The 17,645-nt window shown below is 39.5% G+C and carries 18 protein-coding genes; 10 read left to right on the forward strand and 8 right to left on the reverse strand.

Annotated elements, in window-relative coordinates:
* Positions 1 to 9 precede the first annotated feature (9 nt).
* Genes gcvPB through ACFPRA_RS20325 form a run of 3 tightly spaced genes read right to left on the reverse strand, consistent with a single transcriptional unit; the run spans position 10 to position 3,800 of the window.
* Positions 10 to 1,587 carry an aminomethyl-transferring glycine dehydrogenase subunit GcvPB gene (gene gcvPB, locus ACFPRA_RS20315; protein WP_381438756.1) on the reverse strand — a complete coding sequence of 526 codons (1,578 nt, stop codon included), beginning with the start codon at positions 1,585 to 1,587 and terminating at the stop codon, positions 10 to 12.
* 25 nt (positions 1,588 to 1,612) lie between these two features.
* On the reverse strand, positions 1,613 to 3,013 hold the full coding sequence (gene gcvPA / locus ACFPRA_RS20320; RefSeq protein WP_381438758.1) for an aminomethyl-transferring glycine dehydrogenase subunit GcvPA: 1,401 nt from the start codon (positions 3,011 to 3,013) through the stop codon (positions 1,613 to 1,615).
* 25 nt (positions 3,014 to 3,038) lie between these two features.
* The gene (locus ACFPRA_RS20325; protein ID WP_381438928.1) at positions 3,039 to 3,800 is read right to left on the reverse strand and encodes an SDR family NAD(P)-dependent oxidoreductase; all 762 of its coding nucleotides are present in this window, start codon (positions 3,798 to 3,800) and stop codon (positions 3,039 to 3,041) included.
* A gap of 368 nt (positions 3,801 to 4,168) precedes the next feature.
* On the opposite strand from ACFPRA_RS20325, the gene ACFPRA_RS20330 reads away from it, so the two are divergent.
* Positions 4,169 to 5,563 carry a sigma-54 interaction domain-containing protein gene (locus ACFPRA_RS20330; RefSeq protein ID WP_381438760.1) on the forward strand — a complete coding sequence of 465 codons (1,395 nt, stop codon included), beginning with the start codon at positions 4,169 to 4,171 and terminating at the stop codon, positions 5,561 to 5,563.
* A 98-nt stretch (positions 5,564 to 5,661) separates the two neighbouring features.
* Here the strand turns inward: ACFPRA_RS20330 and ACFPRA_RS20335 are convergent, their stop codons facing one another.
* The gene (locus ACFPRA_RS20335; protein ID WP_381438762.1) at positions 5,662 to 6,510 is read right to left on the reverse strand and encodes a pyridoxamine kinase; all 849 of its coding nucleotides are present in this window, start codon (positions 6,508 to 6,510) and stop codon (positions 5,662 to 5,664) included.
* 211 nt (positions 6,511 to 6,721) lie between these two features.
* On the opposite strand from ACFPRA_RS20335, the gene ACFPRA_RS20340 reads away from it, so the two are divergent.
* On the forward strand, positions 6,722 to 7,273 hold the full coding sequence (locus tag ACFPRA_RS20340) for an ECF transporter S component (RefSeq protein WP_381438765.1): 552 nt from the start codon (positions 6,722 to 6,724) through the stop codon (positions 7,271 to 7,273).
* Positions 7,274 to 7,423: 150 nt separating this feature from the next.
* Here ACFPRA_RS20340 and ACFPRA_RS20345 read toward each other — a convergent pair whose 3' ends face one another.
* A complete protein-coding gene (locus ACFPRA_RS20345; RefSeq protein ID WP_381438768.1) occupies positions 7,424 to 7,939 on the reverse strand; it encodes a GNAT family N-acetyltransferase in 516 nt (171 codons plus the stop codon).
* Positions 7,940 to 8,212: 273 nt separating this feature from the next.
* Here ACFPRA_RS20345 and ACFPRA_RS20350 point away from each other — a divergent pair, with 273 nt between their 5' ends.
* The 3 genes from ACFPRA_RS20350 (at position 8,213) to ACFPRA_RS20360 (ending at position 10,788) form a co-directional block, all read left to right on the forward strand.
* A complete protein-coding gene (locus tag ACFPRA_RS20350) occupies positions 8,213 to 8,722 on the forward strand; it encodes a sigma-70 family RNA polymerase sigma factor (protein WP_381438770.1) in 510 nt (169 codons plus the stop codon).
* A complete protein-coding gene (locus ACFPRA_RS20355; RefSeq protein ID WP_381438773.1) occupies positions 8,715 to 9,665 on the forward strand; it encodes a hypothetical protein in 951 nt (316 codons plus the stop codon). Before ACFPRA_RS20350 ends, ACFPRA_RS20355 begins: the two co-directional genes overlap by 8 nt.
* 814 nt (positions 9,666 to 10,479) lie before the next feature.
* Complete coding sequence (locus ACFPRA_RS20360) at positions 10,480 to 10,788, forward strand: hypothetical protein (protein ID WP_381438775.1); 309 nt, start codon at positions 10,480 to 10,482, stop codon at positions 10,786 to 10,788.
* Between the two features lie 383 nt (positions 10,789 to 11,171).
* On the opposite strand, the gene ACFPRA_RS20365 is transcribed toward ACFPRA_RS20360, so the two are convergent.
* Positions 11,172 to 11,654, reverse strand: coding sequence for a hypothetical protein (locus ACFPRA_RS20365; protein WP_381438777.1), 483 nt, complete (start codon positions 11,652 to 11,654; stop codon positions 11,172 to 11,174).
* 324 nt (positions 11,655 to 11,978) lie between these two features.
* Between ACFPRA_RS20365 and ACFPRA_RS20370 the strand changes: the two genes are divergently transcribed.
* The gene (locus tag ACFPRA_RS20370) at positions 11,979 to 12,812 is read left to right on the forward strand and encodes a polysaccharide deacetylase family protein (RefSeq protein WP_381438780.1); all 834 of its coding nucleotides are present in this window, start codon (positions 11,979 to 11,981) and stop codon (positions 12,810 to 12,812) included.
* A gap of 312 nt (positions 12,813 to 13,124) precedes the next feature.
* Here the strand turns inward: ACFPRA_RS20370 and ACFPRA_RS20375 are convergent, their stop codons facing one another.
* Entirely contained in the window at positions 13,125 to 13,334 is a 210-nt protein-coding gene (locus tag ACFPRA_RS20375; protein WP_239392101.1) for a hypothetical protein, read from the reverse strand.
* A gap of 435 nt (positions 13,335 to 13,769) precedes the next feature.
* Between ACFPRA_RS20375 and ACFPRA_RS20380 the strand changes: the two genes are divergently transcribed.
* Together ACFPRA_RS20380 and ACFPRA_RS20385 are read left to right on the forward strand one after the other, a co-directional pair.
* Positions 13,770 to 14,033 carry a hypothetical protein gene (locus ACFPRA_RS20380; RefSeq protein ID WP_381438782.1) on the forward strand — a complete coding sequence of 88 codons (264 nt, stop codon included), beginning with the start codon at positions 13,770 to 13,772 and terminating at the stop codon, positions 14,031 to 14,033.
* A 112-nt stretch (positions 14,034 to 14,145) separates the two neighbouring features.
* Positions 14,146 to 14,352 (forward strand): hypothetical protein, encoded by a 207-nt coding sequence (locus ACFPRA_RS20385; protein ID WP_381438785.1) that lies wholly within the window; start codon positions 14,146 to 14,148, stop codon positions 14,350 to 14,352.
* A 587-nt stretch (positions 14,353 to 14,939) separates the two neighbouring features.
* On the opposite strand, the gene ACFPRA_RS20390 is transcribed toward ACFPRA_RS20385, so the two are convergent.
* The gene (locus ACFPRA_RS20390) at positions 14,940 to 15,347 is read right to left on the reverse strand and encodes a winged helix-turn-helix transcriptional regulator (protein ID WP_239388191.1); all 408 of its coding nucleotides are present in this window, start codon (positions 15,345 to 15,347) and stop codon (positions 14,940 to 14,942) included.
* A 196-nt stretch (positions 15,348 to 15,543) separates the two neighbouring features.
* Here ACFPRA_RS20390 and ACFPRA_RS20395 point away from each other — a divergent pair, with 196 nt between their 5' ends.
* Positions 15,544 to 16,743 carry an MFS transporter gene (locus tag ACFPRA_RS20395; RefSeq protein WP_381438788.1) on the forward strand — a complete coding sequence of 400 codons (1,200 nt, stop codon included), beginning with the start codon at positions 15,544 to 15,546 and terminating at the stop codon, positions 16,741 to 16,743.
* 62 nt (positions 16,744 to 16,805) lie between these two features.
* Positions 16,806 to 17,636 (forward strand): aldo/keto reductase, encoded by an 831-nt coding sequence (locus tag ACFPRA_RS20400; protein ID WP_381438930.1) that lies wholly within the window; start codon positions 16,806 to 16,808, stop codon positions 17,634 to 17,636.
* Positions 17,637 to 17,645 lie beyond the last annotated feature (9 nt).

Here is a 17,645-nt window from a genome sequence, read left to right on the forward strand (position 1 = left end):
GGACATTCATTAGGATTTTACCGTTTCTGCCTGCTTCGCTTTTTTCAAATAGGAGCGCCACGAAATAGCCCATTTTTCCGGATTTTCAAAGTAATCCTGTTCATCCACACGATGGATTGTGCTATTATGAGGGGCGTTTTTCACTTTTTCTGGATTTGTATAAGCTTCGTTTGAAATATGTTCCAATGATGCGATATATTCATCCAGATCCGCTTTGGAAAGTGATTCAGTTGGTTCAAGTGTAAAAGGCTCCGGAACGATAAATGGATGATGACTAGACCAATAATGATGGGCAAAATCAGCCATTCGACGTGAAACATCATCCGTTGTCACACCTGTTTCTTTCGTTAGCTGCTCCCAACTATATCGAACCTGCTCAAGTCTTTGACCCTTAATATACGGAGCACTCGCACCACGAATTTTCTGGATGTTATGATACAAATAGTTATTATTTAATACAGCGATTTTCGCTACATCTTTTAGACCTTCTGCTCCAAGGGCTCGAACCCACGCATAAGCACGCAACACGGTTTGCGGTACCCCTTGGAATGACCGAACCTTTCCAATACTATTCTTTAAGTTATGATTTAAAATATATTTTCCATCCTGCTGTTCAACAATCGGACCTGGTAGGAATTCTTTCAGCTTATCGACAACTCCCAAAGCACCTGTTGCTGGTCCCCCGCAAGCATGTGGTGTTGAAAAAGTTTTATGCAGATTAAAGAAACACATATCAAAACCTGCTTCTTTAGCGCGTGTAATGCCTAACAATCCGTTGGCATTCGCTTGGTCATAATAACAAATGCCCCCTGCATCATGAACGATTTTTGTAAACTCCTTGATGCGTGTATTATAAATTCCCGTATCTTCTGGATTCGCTACAACAAATCCAGCAGTTCTTTCCGAAACGACTTCTTTTAACCGCTCGATATCCGGGAAACCGTCCTTATCTGGATGCAATGTAATAATCTTATAACCTTTTACAGCAGCAGTTGCGGCTTGTGAAGGATGAGAAAAAATAGTTGTAATAATTTCATCCCGCTGATCCCCTTCTCCATTAGCATCGTGATAGGCACGAACGATGGAGGCCATCGCGAATAACGATTGTGTCCCGCTCCCTGGCTGGAAAGAAAAATGGTCCATACCTGAAATTTCTCGCATACAAAGGTCTAATTTATGCGTTACTTCAAGAATTCCTTGCACTGTACTTACATCCTGCAAGGGGTGAAGCTCTGTCATCTTCGGAGATGCAGCGAATGTCTCATTAATTTTAGGGGAGTATTTCATCGTACATGTTCCTTGTCCAATTTCGACATTGAATGCTGCGCCTAATGTTTCTTGTGACAATCGCAAATAATGACGCAGCACCCTATTTTGCGAAATTTCTGGTAGACGAGGCGCTTTTGTTCGAACCATCTCTTGTGGAATTGCTGAAATCCCATCGCCAACATGATTCACAATTTCTTCCTCCACGAGCGGAAGTGTAGTACCTCGTTCTCCACTTTTATGAAGTTCGAATATAATGGGCTCATCCCATTTCGCTTGATGGAAGTTTCTCACTTTGTGATCTCGATTAATTTTCTGCATCTATCCCAATCCCTTCTTAAGTTCTTTAGTTGGCATCCAAGCACTGCTGGATTGCATGTACGAGCCGATCAATATCTTCTTTTGAATGAATTTCTGTAATACAAAACAACGAACTTTGACCTAGTTCTGGGAATTCTTCCGATAGATCCTTCCCGCCAAAAATTCCGTTTTCCAATAAGTATTGATTAATCGCCTGAACGGATTTACCTGTTCGGGAAAAATCAACTACGAATTCTTTATAGTTTGTCGAGTCGAATCGGGATGCCACAACATTCGGGATGTTCCCAAGCTGATCCATCGCGTATTGCGATTTCTGCATGATCGTTTTTCCAAGCTCAAGCATTCCTTTCGGACCTAATAATGATAAATAAACGCCCGCCGTAATTCCCCAAAGGGCTGTTTGTGTCCCTACCGATTCTTTCCCATTCTCTCGTAAAGCAAAGGATGTACGGTCATAGAAGACATCTCCGAAACCATATTCCCCTTCCACAACTGTAGGGGCAATTCCAAATAATCTAGAAGGATACTCTTGAACAACCGTTATATCATCGTGGGAAGCGATGAAACCGGACTGACCACCGCCATAATTCATATGCATCCCAAGCGGCTGAAGATCGCCACAAACAATATCGGCTCCATAATGGCTTGGAGGAGATAGTACGCCCAATGAGCTTGGGTCAACGCCAACAATCGTAAGTGCTCCCTGTCCTTTCGCCAACTTGCTGATCGTTTGGCCTTGCGTTTCAATGAATCCTAAATAGGAAGGATTTTCAAAGTAAACCGCCGCAGTATTGGCCGATAATTTACTTTCAAGATCCGTCAAATTGATTTGACCGGAACCTTCTTGATAGTCTACGAGAATGACGCTTATATGTGGTGAACAATAATTTTCAATGACCGTCAATCGATCCGGAGAGATTGTTTTCGGAAGCAGCACTTCATTACGACCTGTAATTCGACTAGCCATTCGTATCGATGTTGCAGCAGCCTGCGCCCAATCAAACGTTGGTACATTGACCACATCCATATCCACCAATTCAGCCATTAAGCTTTGGTACTCGAATAACGCTTGATACCTTCCATGATCCTCATATGGATCACCAGCATAGGCTGTTAAAAATTCGGCGCGCTGATTGACCTCATCACAAACTGCAGGAACATAATGATTCCAGCAACCTGCTCCTAAAAAATTCAAATATTCTTTCGTACTAACGTTCTTCTCCATAATTCCATCAATATATCGCCTTAGTTCATGCTCGGAAAGGGATTTGGGAATGTTCATCTCCTTTTTATACTGCAACTCTTCTGGAATCCCATTAAATAACTCTTCAATTGTTTTTACGCCAATGTCTCTCAGCATTTCTTCTTGTACTTCCGGTACTGTATTTGGGATATATGGATGGACTACTTTCACGTTTTCACTCATCGATTTTCTCCTCCAAACTAATTTTTTAAGCTAACCCTCCGCCATCTACCGTTAATACTGTTCCTGTAACCCAGGAGGCCATATCACTCGCGAGAAAGAGAACACCTTTTCCAATATCCTGCGGTGTTCCAATCCTTTCAAGCGGGCGATCTCCCGCTGAAGATGCTAAAAAGGAGGCTTCTTCATGCTGCAGCTGCTTGGCCTCATCCCTCAACAAAGGTGTATCTGTATCCCCTGGACAAATGCAATTGACACGGATATTTTGTTTTCCATGATCAATTGCCATCGCTTTCGTCAAATTGACCACACCTGCTTTTGCTGCACAATAAGAGGCTGCAACATCTCCTCCCTTTAGTCCCCAGCCAGAACCCGTATTAATAATATTTCCTCCACCATTCTTTTCCATGACAGGAATTACATATTTTGATAGTAAAAAAGCTCCTTTTAAAGAAACATTCAAAACTAGATCCCAATCTTCTTCTGAATGCTCAACAACTGATTTTCTCCTAATAACCCCGGCATTATTAAACAAGACATCAATCTTTCCAAATTCCTCTTCAATTCGTTCTACGACCTCTTCACATTCATTTGCCGAGGTTACGTTACATTTAAAAAATTTTGCTTTTCGACCGTTGCGATTCATTTCATTTGCACGATCTATTCCTTCATTCTCATTAATATCTATCAGTGCCACGGTGGCACCCGCCTCAGCGAATAACTCCGCCGTTGCTAAACCAATTCCAGAAGCGGCACCTGTTATGGCAACAACCTTATTTTTTATTCCCATTAGTTCTTCATAGTTCAAATGAACTCCCCGCCTTTCCTCGTATACCTTCTACTGAATGATGAACATTTCTTTTGAAAGTTCCATATAATCTCCAGCCTCTCATGACGTTTTGTTCTCCTCCGAAATTATCCTCTTCCCTCCCTGTAACTTGTATAGCAATACTAATGCAATTGCCATGCCAAATTTCAAATCAATCAAAAAACATTGTAAACGCTTACTTTATTATTCTTTTTTTGTAACTTTCTATTTTGCATGTGTCATTCATGTCAATTTCGTGACAAAAATGACGTTTAAAACTGTCACACCTATTGACTATTTTGAATTGCGTGAATAAAATTGAAATTAGATAAAGAGGAGGGGATGTTGCTTTGATTTTATTAAATTCGATTTCAAAAGTTATACAAGCCTTTTCCGGTCTACTTCAAGTTGATATTGCTTGTTTTAATAATGATGGGAAATTAATCGCTGCTACAGAAGAATATTTAAGACAAAAAGGAGAAAAAGTATACACCCCATTTTTCAATGAGTTATTTGGAAAACATGTGACTCTATTACATCAACCTGGGGAAATGAAGATGTGCGAGGGTTGCCATTTTATTAATAATTGCCCTTCAAAAACAGAACTCATTCAAGACATGGTCATTAATGGCAAGAAATATGGCTATTTATCTTTTGTCAGCTTTTCGATGGAAAATATTCTTGTCGAAAACAAGACATATTATACGGAATGGCTCTCGAAATTAAAGGAAATCATCGTTTCTATACTAAGAGATACCGATGATCTGAATGCGAAGGACATCAATGCCCAAACAAAGCAAAACTACCTATTCGGACATAGCGAGGCTTTTGTACAAATTAAAAACCTGATAAGGAGTATACAAAACAGCACATCCACCGTATTAATTACCGGGGAAACCGGAACAGGAAAAAGCTTCCTTGCTCAACATATCCATCAAACTAGCCTTGTAAAAAAAGGACCTTTTATAGAATTAAACTGTGCTACGATTCCTGAGAATTTATTTGAAAGTGAACTTTTTGGTTATGATGAGGGGGCTTTTACAAATGCCAGAAAGAATGGCAAGATGGGCTATTTTGAACTAGCTGACAATGGAACATTGTTTTTAGATGAAATTGCCGAGTTACCGCTCAGTCTACAACCAAAATTATTGAAAGTACTGCAAGACGGCATCATACAGCGGGTCGGAGGTACATCAACCAAAAAAGTAAATGTACGTCTAATAGCTGCAACTAACCAATCATTCGAAAAGTTAATAGACGAAAAATCATTTCGCTCCGACTTATTTTATCGATTAAATGTAATTCCAATCACCATTCCCCCTCTAAGAGAAAGATTTAGTGATTTAGAGTTATTTGTAACGAACATCATTGAAAAATTACAAGTACGTACAGGTAGATACATTCAATCAGTATCCGAAGAATATATGAGTAAACTATCTTCCTACCATTGGCCAGGAAATTTTCGCGAGCTAGAAAATGTCATTGAGTACAGTATGAATATCGAAGCCGGACCTACATTATCTGGAAAATCACTACCACCGTATCTCAATATCGAGCAAATCCCTTGCCCTAAACTTGAAATAAACGCAAACACCGATCTGATTGAAGCAGAGAGAGAAGTCATAGCGCGAAAACTAAAACAATATGGGAATAGCTACAATGGAAAAAAAAAGGTCGCACAAGAATTAGGCATAAGCATTCGAACACTATACCGAAAAATAGATAGACTTCAGATTTTTGCTTGATGTTAACAAAATTAAAACAACACCACGCAAAGGGGCTTTCCAGAATGTCAGTGTAAACCGACTTCCGGAAAGCCCCTATTGCTATATTTTATCGTTCCTTAAAGCAACATTCGCAAAAATTGTTCGAAATTGACGCCTGCCTCACTTGGAATTTGTTTCTTAGACGTCGCTTCAATTGCAGCGGCTAAGAACGTCTCCGCCAGCTGCATCGACTTTGCTAAATCTTGACCGCGCATATGACCACCCATGATGACGGATGCAAACAAATCACCCGTTCCGGAATAGTTCTCGCCATTGTAGTCAAGAAGACTATGAAATGAATGATTTGCATCAACATACATATTGCCTACATAGCGCTTGTTTGGAATAGCTGACGGCGGATTCAATCCGGTTATAATGACGTTCGCTCCAGTTGTATGCTGCAGCTGCTGACCCGCCTCCTCTAGCGCGTGAATATAATCCGGAGTGCTTTGATAGCTCTGTAACTTCTCATACGACAAACCTGTAAGCAAGCAGCACTCTGTGACATTTGGCGTAATAATATCTGCACACTTCACGAGTTCCTTCATACGATCGAGCAACCCGCCTGTAAATATTTTATACCCTTCACCCCTATCGCCCATTACCGGGTCGACAAGCAAAGTCGTTTCACTCGAGTGAAACACGTTTAAAAACTGAAATAGATTATCGATTTGCTCTCTTCCTGTCACGAAACCTGTATGAATGCCATCAAAGGTTGCCCCAAGCTTGCTCCATTCCTCTACAAAATAGTCCATTTTTGACGTTAAATCTTCACAATAAAAGCTCGGATAATCGGTTTGCGCCGTTAAAATCGCAGTTGGCAATGGCACTGCCTGAACACCCATGACGGACAACACAGGAATCGCAGCCGTTAACGAGCACTTCCCAAAAGATGACATATCCTGAATGACAGCCACTTTTTTCATCTTTATCTTCCCCTAACTCCTAGGTACTTGTTCTTTCTTCATCGTATCACAAGAAGACGGAGACAAAAATACACCTTCTAAAATGTGCCTTTCCGTGAAAAACAATCTGACCTTAAGAATTTCTACGAAAGTGACACTTTTCCAATGGTCAGTCCTTTGCTAGAGTGAAAGTAATCAAATAATTCAACTTAGTGAAGGAGATCAAGTGCAGATGCAAAATATACAAAATCAATCCTATACGAATACGCGGACGAAAACATTTGATTTAGTGTTAACAGCAATTTTAGCAACGCTTGTTTTAGTGTCAACAATGTTTATTAATATTAAGCTACCGATCGGACAAGGCGGGCTGATCCATTTAGGGACATCCATGCTTTTCATCTCGGCGATTTTATTCGGGCCTAAAAAAGGGGCACTTGCCGGAGCCATTGGGATGGGCTTATTCGATCTTGTAGGTGGCTGGGTAATTTGGGCGCCCATAACAATTGTCGCCCGCGCATTACAAGGTTTCATCGTTGGAAAAATCGCTTGGTCGATGGGACATCGAGGCGACAACATTCGATTTAACATTTTAGGGGCAGTTATCTCTATGCCTGTGATGATGGCGGTCTACTATGTCGGCCAAGGATTCATGTACAATAACTGGGTCGCGCCATTGGCATCCGTTCCAGGGGACATCATTCAAAACGTAGTCGGTTTACTCATCGCGATTCCTGTCTGTGTCGTGCTGAAAAAAACACCGTACTTTCGAAAGAAATTTTAACACACATCTATGACATCGCAATATAAGTTCTACCCATACAGAAAGAAGTCAACCAAATGCTAAGATGGTTGACTTCTTCTTTTATTTTATGCAATTGGAGTATGATTTCTGATTGTAAAACTATTATGTTTATTCGGCTGAAAATAGAACTTATTTTGTGTCCTTTTCAAGATCCATAATAAGAGCTTTTACAATGATTCCGTCGTTCATCGGTTCTAAATCAAGTTCTGGGAAACGCTCGAACCCCATACTTTCATAAAGAGACAGCGCTTTTTTCATAAAAGATGCTGTGTGGAGACCTATTTTCGTTACTTGTTCTTCTTTCGAAACTTTTAAACAATGTTTCACTAAAGCTTTGCCGATTCCTTTGCCACGAATCGTAGGATCAACCGAAAGCATACGGATCTCTGGAAACTCCTGAACAGTATCGCTCCAATCATAAGCTTGAATAGAAGGAGGAAATAAAGCAACACTCCCTACAATTTTGTCATCTAGCTCTGCTACAAATATCTTTGCGTTATTTTTCAAATCATTGTCCGAAATAAGCGTGTTTTTTAATACCGCCCAGTGTTCTTTTGAAACGAATTGTTCGTATTCTTTGTAACTTTCTAACCTCAGATTTCTAATTGGCTCTATTTCTTCGAGTTCCATTTCTCTGATTTCCATTGAGTCCCTCTCCTTTAATCCGACATGTGTACATTAAATATTGCTTGTTTAATTTTCAGTACCTATGTAACAAACAATTATAATTGTTTAAACTTTCACAATACGTCCTAGTGCTATGAAAATCATATCATACTTCATTAGTCGGAATCGATTGATTTCACTTACAAGTTTTACAGTTACAATGTTCCCTGATTTGAGATGTACAACTAAATTGTGAATTCGACAACCTTTTCCGCTTGAGCTCCGTTACTATTATGGAGAGGCGGTGATGTAATGGACCAGGAAGATTTGAACAAAATCATGGATGCGCATGGCGGGCATCTAATAAAAATGGCCTATTTTTATTTACGAGACCGCGAGATGGCGAAGGATATCGTACAGGATGTATTTCTTTCCTTTTACACTTCGTCGAACTATGAGGAACGTGGTACTTTGCGTGCGTATCTGACAAAGATGACCGTCAACCGCTGTAAAGACCATTTGCGGAGTTGGTCATTCCGGAATTTGCTATTCTCTCATGATTGGGTAGAAACGATACATAAGCAACAGGATCCTCTTATTTTGAATGAAGAAAGAGCGGAACTTGCCATCACTATATTGAAGCTACCTATGAAGTATCGAGAGATTATCATTTTTTATTATTACGAAGAATACAAGATCAAGGAAATCGCCGCTTTTTTAGAGCTATCCGAAAACACCGTAAAAGCACGGATGGTGAAGGCTCGAAAGTTATTGAGGGAAAAGCTAAAATCAGAGGATTGGGAGGTGCTATCCATTGACTGAAGTGAAAAAGAGTTTAGATGCCTTGTCCGGAATTACGCTGGAAGACATAGAAGAAGTGAAACAAGGGGTTCTTTCCGGAAAACCCAGGAAGAAAAGAAGAAATCCGTTTCCGATGGCAGTTACCGCTATAGTGACTGCGGCTGTCCTATTTTTTACATTCCATCTGCTGCAGGACGGTTTTTCAACTAAGGGAAAAGAGGACTATAAGGTCAATGAATTGATCTATGACTTCATGCTTCGGACGGAATCGGATGGAAATGTAGAAGGAGCCAGGTCCGAAACGAAGCAAGCCGTGCTGCAAAGCTTGCTACAAACAGATGCCCTGATGGAATATGCGGAGTCAATTGGCTATAAGGAAGACACGAAGGCCATTGAAAAAATCGTGGCGGAACAACGGGAAGAGTTCTATTCGGAACTGGACAAAGAAAAGGAAGATAAAAAGAACTTGATTCTTCAAACACAGGAAAAGAATTTCGGCATTTCGTACGATGAGTATTTCAATGTCATTTTGAAGTGGACAAACCAATATGAGGAAGCCCATGAATGGCTCGTTCGCCATCCACAGGGAATTAACAAAACACGCAGTGAAGTGATCAGCTTGTTTCAAAAGAAATACGAGCATGCTATTGCCGATTTCATGGAACAAAAAAAGATTCCACCTTTCGATTTTTCCGTGAAATACGAGGATCTTACGGGAACGGTTGTCGCCATTGAAGATGACCGAATCCTTGTGACCCATGGATTCAAGGAGGATGGAATGTCAACGGTGGATGATTTGATCGAGCAGGGGTCGGCTTCCTCTTTTGTTATCGACTCCCAACTAGAGAAGATTACGCCTGGTATGAAAATAAGAGTCATCTTCAATTCAATGGCAGTCCCGGTTTTGCCGAGAGGAGAAATGCCGGTGTATCAGCATGTGAGAGAATGGAAGAAGATTGAGTGAATAAAGGTAACAGGTACCGATTGAATTCTGGATTTGTATGAGGACCTTGCTGTGCGCAAATAGATTGCAATAAATAACAATATGCAATACGATACAGGTGATTAGAATACTTCAATTCCAAATGGACCACCTAATGCTACCAACATTAGATGGTCTGTAATAGCAGGTTCCCTACAAGGGGATCAGCGTGCAGATGAAATAATCCATTCATGATGAGCCCCCACTCAAGGATGGATTATTTTTTATGGTTTAACGAAAATATAGAGGCCCGCAGGAAGCGGGTCATGCAGTCGTTGCGACAGGACGTCGCGCACTTAGACTGCCTTCCTTTAATGCCGCGTATGTGAATACGAACATTAGTGAATCGAACTGCGAAGGGTTCGATTTGCCTTAATTTCCGCGCATTTTGCAGAAATTAAGGCACCTACATCTTTAGAACGCAGAGAACTTTTGCCCTTTGTAAGAAATGGCCGACCACCCTTGAGTCACCTATTCTATTACACTTTTTATTGTTCCATACGTATGTTCTTGATTCTACCAAAGATCATAGTATGCTCATTACAAATGAATGCGGGAACTGAATAATTAACTAAATGAATACTATACACGGTACAATCCTGACATTTCATAAACCTCATATAAACACAATAAATTTGCTCCTAGATACGCTATACTGCTACTAGAACAATTAGGAGGACATCTTAATGAATATAATAAGAATTCTAGTGAAAACGTCAAGTACTTGCCTGTAGGGGTTGAAACATCCTTTGAGGACTCCTGCGGGCGGTACGATTCTCAAGGGAGGTTTTCACTAATGAAAAATCGTTCAAGTTCATATTATCGCTATCAAAGAAAGCGGGCCATCAACCGGAAGCTTAGGATTATAAAATATGCCTGGGGAGTGGATGAAACAGATGCTATCGTACATCCTTATATAAAGCATCCCGGCAAATTGTCTAAAGCGAAGTTAAATTGTTCCTGCAAGATGTGCAAATATGAAAAACATTATGATATTCCAAAACCAAACGTTAAATCCAAAAAAGATTTAATGCAGCGGGATATTAAAGAATACTTTACTGAATCAATCACGCCTCGGCGTGATTGCGTCCAGATTTTGAATTGAGCAAGGCTCAATTAACTCCTTTCAAAATCTGTGACATCCGCCGGAGGCTTTATCTTCGTTCAGCGGGCGTTTGAACACCCGCTGAACAGGAAACAAAAACGCATTTATCTCGACACCTATCGAGGTGGGAGTCTTCTGCTGAATGAAGATAAAATACATAAGACCCTTCTCTATTTTGGAGAACGGTCTTTTTTTATAGGATATTGAAGTTGGCCGCTGTCGCCACTCTTGAAACATGCACCTTTCACTAGCCCAAATTTCATTCATGGGTGGCCGTTTTTAATTTATTGATTTCTGTATCTCACTCACTTGTACTAAAGTAAGTTCAGTAATCTCCTCGATTTTTTCTAATGACATTTTTTTCAAAATTAACTTCTTGGCGATTACTTTTTTTCAAGCTCTATTCCTTGCTCTATTCCCTTTTCCAACTCCAAATCAAAAGCATTCATAATGGTCGGGGAAGCATTTTCTTTATTGTACAGCTCCATTCGCTCCGCCTCCTTTCTAATCATTGGTCGGATTTCTTCCGATATTTGTTTGGTGTACGTCTCTGGCAATTGTAGCAAGTAATCAATAAAATGAAAAACAGCCTGAACTGCGGTGCGTGGGTAGTTTTGATTGCGAATAAGTTCACGCATTAGCTTTCCTTTAAACAAATAACGTTGGTGTTTTTCATCTTTTGTTTGATACAAAGCTTTTGCAGCTAATACGATTTTACTAAAAATATTGTCAGATTGTTCCAGTTTCTTGTCTGGATAAGCTTCCATATGGTAATTTCTATACATATAGTGCAGCTGCGTGCCTAAATAATCGTACGTAAAGCGGTCTGGAATGGCATTTTTATTAGGTGACGTATGAACAGCCATGGCGACAATTTTCTCTTGATAGCGGTCATAAATCCTGTAAAAGTATTGAAACATTCGTTAAGGGAATACTGTTTCATTTTTACTTTACACTTCAATATGAATGAGAATCCATTGCTCTTCCCCATTTTTTAACTGTACTTTTGCCAATTGATCTGCAAAACGCCTGCCTTTTTTCTTATCTGTAACTTCCTGAAACAACTCTTTATCTAAAACTCCATGTTCACTTCTTTTTGAATAATTAACCCGCTTTCGTCAAAAATAACAATGGCGAGAATAAATAGCCTCTGTTATCAACACGAAGGAATTCAAAAAGGAGATGAATGGATGAAAGATCTACTATTCAAGTGGTTGTTGGTTACGGGCTTTTTATTTAGTTTTCATCTAACAGATATCATGACTGTTCATGCGAATGAAGATCCCTTGATCAATGAATCACGGCAATGGTCGAAAGTGGTCATACAAGATGATCAGGAAGAAGATATGCCTGATCAGCAGCCTGTTGACCTAAGAATTTTACAACAACGGTATCCAGATATATTTTTCTTGCAAGGTCCCACCAAGCAAAAACGAGTTGCTTTGACTTTTGATGATGGTCCTGACCCGCGTTTTTCAAATGATGTATTAGATGTATTAAAACAGTACAATGTACCAGCAACATTCTTTGTGTTAGGTTCAAGAGCCACTGCTAATCCTGAAATTGTCAAGCGAATGCAGAACGAGGGTCATGTAATCGGAAACCACTCGTACTCCCATCCTAACCTTGTCGAAGAATCTGACCTCGATACTCTAGAGCAAGAAGTAACGAGAACGGAGGACGCTCTTAACGGCATTATTGGTTATCGGACAAAATTATTTAGACCACCATATGGCTTCTTATACAATGAATTAGTCGAAAAGCTACGCGACATGAACTATTACGTGATTGGCTGGTCGGTCGATTCATTGGATTGGCAGGAAGACCCGCCGGAAGTTATTGCTTCAAATGTATTAGATATTAGTCATCCAGGCGCGATAATTCTCATGCATGATGGGGCAGAATCAGGTGGAGATCGAACCAATACAATTGAATCACTTCACCAAATTATCCCGACACTGCAAGAGCAAGGGTACGAGTTTGTCACAATTCCGGAATTGTTGAATATTCCCTTTAGGAAATAGAAGGTCTCTCTTCTATACTTAAATAAGAAAAAACATAGGGAGATTTTAGTCTTCCTATGTTTTATTCATATTATTTATCTGTTTGTTTTTGCTTTTTTTTCAAATACTCCGCACGTATTTTTTCCAGGTGCTGCTTTTTATCAAATTTGGCCGGCTTGTTTTTTTCATGATACTTTGTCACAGCCGATTTACCTTTGTTATCCAATTGATATTTCCCCACTTTGTTCACCTACATTTCTTTTCTCTTCTATAAAGAGAACCTATTCAATAAATATAATGTACCTAATTTTAATGAAGTATACCTTTTACCTTTCAAAGCGTCCGAGTAATTATCAATTTCCTGTACATTGCAGCTACCTTTACATTTTCCTTTTCCCAAGCTTCATTTCTCGGAACAGGAATGTTAAATTGTTTCCTCATTTCGGCCATTAAAGCCGCTAGTTCAATATCTTTGCGTGGTTGATCCGAAAGAATAATTTTCTCATATTCCCTCTGAAAATCCATTAGTGATTTTTTTCTCATTGTTTGTTCCTTCCTTGACCCACTACCTTCTTTGAAGTCGGGATTATTTCTGGCTATAACTTTGCCTTCCTGCGGCTACGAAATAAGAATCTGTTGCATTAAGAATAACAGTTTTCCCTAACCTTATATAGTGGGAATGACAAACAAGGATGATTTTATATCCATATCAGTTCTGTCATGAATTTCATCAATTATTTCTACAAAAGTTGTTTTAACATCACAAACAAACAATAAACCGCTTAATCAATAATAAAGCCGCTAATCTTACTTTAAAAAAGCAAACACATCTTAATCCTTGATCTAATCGAATAAAGCAAATTCATTTTTTATTGTTTTCATCGCTAAATGAATATAGAATATACTTTTGTAGCCCTATGATTTGCGGATGAGATAGGATCTTATATAATGAATAAAAAGTTTTATTGGAGGTTGATTATGAATTACAAAATCATTAACAAAAAAGTATTTGAACAAGCGCAGCTACGTTCGGTTTCAGACGTACCGTTCACCGAAGAAGAACTTCAAATCGGTATGAAGTTAGCTGTCTCTAAGGAAGATAATACCCTTGCACTGTATTTAGTGGATGTAAACGGTCAGAAGAGATTCGATGTCCGTTGGGATGATTCATCCGAGCAATTTAAAGGCTGGCAATCCGCTTGGGATAATTTCTCTTGGTGCCTAAATGTAGTTAGCAATTAACCTATCTTCAAAAAAATGCCTCAAACCCTTTTCACTAAAGGATTTGATGCGTTTTTTTATATGTATTTCTGATTTCATAAATTTCTAATTTCAAAAAACAATAGACAATCACTTGTTAACAACAGAGCTCATGCTTTATTCTGTCGAGCAAGGCGTTAAATTTACTAATACTTATGGTGATATTGACGAGCGTTTTTATAGCAGTATGGCAACGATGTATGAAAAAGTCATTACGATTTGCAATATGGAAGAGAAGTTTTTCCAAATTTTTAAGGGTAGATTGAAAAAATTCATGACCGATACAGATGGAATCGACTAGGGATTTCATGATCAATTGGCCTATTTATTTGGTGAATTGGATCCCTATGGAGATATTGAAGATTGATGAAGATTCAATCATAATTCCTCCCCTCTTGACAAAAATACATAATCCAGACAAACTAAGAGCACGATTAATAAGGATTGTCTTTACTCGTGGCGCTTAGTTCACGCGTGATGCATTCTACGTGGGGGAACTGACGGCGATTAGTCCGTCCGTTCCTTTTTCTATTTCTTTTCCATTCTTGTTATACATTATAAAAACAGAGCCAATCCTAAACATCGGCTCTGCTAATATACACTACCTATAATGCGGCTAATGTACCAACATGCGCACTCTCTACACAGACTATGACTTTCTCTCATTACAATTATCTTTCAGCTCAATTGACTATTGATCCAAAAACAGTCAGATTGATAGTTGGCGGTGTAAAAGAGCAGGCTGTACAAGCTTGGGTATTTGTGCCAGACATATTTATGACAATTCATCAAATTGAATAATAAATGCAAGTCGGAAGCCATCATTTTTTATACATTTATAATGAATTTACTAAATTGTTCACCGAACAGGCACCCGTTTTATATTTTCTACCTATTAACCGAATCCGTTATATTAAGGTCGTTATTTTTCAACTTATCGTTTAAAATACTCTCCTCTAAGACAGAAAACTTATCTCCATAGACCTTCGTGATATGTAACTCGCCCCAAGCACAAAGAGCATCTAATATACCTTCCAGGCTAAGGCCATATTCACTCAATTCATATTCTACTTTTGGTGGCACTTGATTGTACACAATTCGGTTAATGACGCCATCCGCTTCTAGTTCACGTAATTGTTGCGTTAACATTTTTTGCGTAATATCGGGCATAAGGCGTTTCAATTCACTTGTTCGTTTTTTACCGTGCGTTAAATGGCACAGAATGACACATTTCCACTTGCCGCCAATCACTTCTAATGTCGCCTCAACGGATATATTATATTTCTTTTTTACCATTGTTATCCTCCTCATACATAGGCACTAAAAAGTATCTATAGAACTTTTTAGTGCCTATATTACTTTAAAGTGCGTACTTTTCTTTAAAAACTCTATGACTCATACTAACATTTGCCGGCAGATTTACACTATATATTTTAATTTTACACAACGTAAATTCAATCATACAGCATGAGAAAAATTGGAGGAAGCGTGAATGACTGTAGATAGTAATCGAAGTATCTTTGCATTGCTTGCATTAGCGGTAAGTGCATTTGCAATTGGAACAACTGAATTTATTAGCGTGGGGCTCTTGCCTTTGATCTCCCAAGATCTAGATATATCGGTTTCAACGGCAGGACTAACTGTATCACTGTACGCGTTAGGTGTGATGGTAGGCGCACCGATTTTAACGTCTCTTACTTCAAGAATGCCACGGAAATCATTACTGCTATGGATTATGCTTGTCTTTATCGTAGGTAACGGCATTGCGGCAATTGCAACAAGTGTTACCACCTTATTGATCGCTCGTGTCATCGCCGCATTTTCACATGGTGTATTTATGTCGATTGGGTCGACGATTGCCGCTGATTTAGTTCCTGAAAATCGAAGAGCAAGCGCAATTTCGATCATGTTTACCGGACTCACAGTTGCGACAATTACAGGAGTCCCATTTGGTACGTTCATTGGCCAACAGTTTGGTTGGCGCTTTGCCTTTGTAGCTATTGTCGCTATAGGGATTGTAGGACTTATTACGAACAGTATCCTTGTTCCATCGGATTTACGCAAAAGCACTCCAACAACTATTCGAGACCAGGTTAGGCTTGTGACAAGCGGCCGCATACTGCTGGTCTTAAGCATTACGGCGCTAGGTTATGGAGGAACGTTCGTCGTATTCACTTACCTATCACCTTTGCTTCAGACGATAACTGGATTTACGCAAGGAACCACCGTGATCATCTTACTCGTTTATGGGGTTGCGATTGCAATCGGTAATATGATCGGCGGCAAGCTGTCAAATAAAAAACCGATTAATGCACTATTTTATATGTTTATTGCGCAAGCGATTGCGCTGTTTGCATTAACGTTTACTGCACCCTTTAAATTCGCTGGTTTAGTGACTATACTTTTCATGGGCTTATTCGCTTTCATGAATGTTCCAGGGCTTCAAGTGTATGTGGTTATGTTGGCGGAACGTTTTGTACCAAGTGCAGTGGATGTCGCTTCGGCTATGAACATCGCTGCGTTTAATGCAGGGATTGCCATTGGTGCGTATGTAGGCGGGGTTGTAACCGATTCGATTGGACTCATTCACACAGCTTGGGTTGGGGCTGTAATGGTTGTGATCGCAGTAATATTAACAGGGATCGGTCGAATATTGGAACGAAAAGATCAGCGGCCACTAAACCTGTACTAAAGGGGGTGGTTGGAACCGAGTAGTACACAATGCAACATTTATCTAAAAATGGAGGGTATTCAATAATGAAAAACTTACAATCTACAACAACTTTGCATAATGGTGTGGAAATGCCTTGGTTAGGTCTAGGTGTCTTTAAAGTAGAAGAGGGGCAAGAGCTTGTACATGCAGTTAAAACTGCAATTGAAAATGGCTATCGCAGTATCGATACGGCAGCTATTTATGGCAATGAAGCAGGTGTCGGGCAAGGGATACGTGAAGCGAATATTGCAAGGGAAGATTTATTTATCACATCGAAAGTTTGGAATTCTGATTTGGGATACGAAGAAACGATTGCCGCTTATAAAGAAAGCCTAATGAAACTTGGTTTAGATTATCTGGATCTATATCTTATTCACTGGCCAGTCGCCGGAAAATATAAAGAAGCATGGCACGCATTAGAAACACTTTATAAAGAAGGTAGAATCAGAGCAATCGGAGTAAGTAACTTCCAAATTCACCACCTTGAAGATTTGATGAAGGACGCGGAAATTAAGCCAATGGTAAACCAGGTGGAATATCATCCACGTTTAACTCAACAAGACTTGCTTGCATTTTGCCAGCAACATACTATTCAATTGGAAGCATGGTCTCCTCTTATGCAAGGACAATTGCTCGATAACGCAGAGCTTCAAGAGATTGCCGATAAGCACGGAAAGTCTGTTGCCCAAGTTATTTTGCGTTGGGACCTACAAAATGGCGTTATCACCATTCCAAAATCCACAAAAGAACATCGTATTATTGAAAATGCAACTGTTTTTGATTTTGAATTAACAGCAGAAGATATGGATTGTATTAATAGTATGAATGAGAATTACCGAGTAGGTCCAGATCCGGATAACTTTGATTTTTAAATAATGAAA

It is taken from the genome of Sporosarcina soli (assembly GCF_042655805.1).
GTDB classification, from domain to species: domain Bacteria; phylum Bacillota; class Bacilli; order Bacillales_A; family Planococcaceae; genus Sporosarcina; species Sporosarcina soli.

Bases quoted from the DNA above. Each gene is read 5' to 3' on its own strand.
- gcvPB (WP_381438756.1), bottom strand. From the start codon at position 1,587: ATGCAGAAAATTAATCGAGATCACAAAGTGAGAAACTTCCATCAAGCG.
- gcvPA (WP_381438758.1), bottom strand. From the start codon at position 3,013: ATGAGTGAAAACGTGAAAGTAGTCCATCCATATATCCCAAATACAGTA.
- ACFPRA_RS20325 (WP_381438928.1), bottom strand. From the start codon at position 3,800: ATGGGAATAAAAAATAAGGTTGTTGCCATAACAGGTGCCGCTTCTGGA.
- ACFPRA_RS20335 (WP_381438762.1), bottom strand. From the start codon at position 6,510: ATGAAAAAAGTGGCTGTCATTCAGGATATGTCATCTTTTGGGAAGTGC.
- ACFPRA_RS20340 (WP_381438765.1), top strand. From the start codon at position 6,722: ATGCAAAATATACAAAATCAATCCTATACGAATACGCGGACGAAAACA.
- ACFPRA_RS20345 (WP_381438768.1), bottom strand. From the start codon at position 7,939: ATGGAAATCAGAGAAATGGAACTCGAAGAAATAGAGCCAATTAGAAAT.
- ACFPRA_RS20350 (WP_381438770.1), top strand. From the start codon at position 8,213: ATGGACCAGGAAGATTTGAACAAAATCATGGATGCGCATGGCGGGCAT.
- ACFPRA_RS20360 (WP_381438775.1), top strand. From the start codon at position 10,480: ATGAAAAATCGTTCAAGTTCATATTATCGCTATCAAAGAAAGCGGGCC.
- ACFPRA_RS20365 (WP_381438777.1), bottom strand. From the start codon at position 11,654: ATGGCTGTTCATACGTCACCTAATAAAAATGCCATTCCAGACCGCTTT.
- ACFPRA_RS20370 (WP_381438780.1), top strand. From the start codon at position 11,979: ATGAAAGATCTACTATTCAAGTGGTTGTTGGTTACGGGCTTTTTATTT.
- ACFPRA_RS20375 (WP_239392101.1), bottom strand. From the start codon at position 13,334: ATGAGAAAAAAATCACTAATGGATTTTCAGAGGGAATATGAGAAAATT.
- ACFPRA_RS20380 (WP_381438782.1), top strand. From the start codon at position 13,770: ATGAATTACAAAATCATTAACAAAAAAGTATTTGAACAAGCGCAGCTA.
- ACFPRA_RS20390 (WP_239388191.1), bottom strand. From the start codon at position 15,347: ATGGTAAAAAAGAAATATAATATATCCGTTGAGGCGACATTAGAAGTG.
- ACFPRA_RS20395 (WP_381438788.1), top strand. From the start codon at position 15,544: ATGACTGTAGATAGTAATCGAAGTATCTTTGCATTGCTTGCATTAGCG.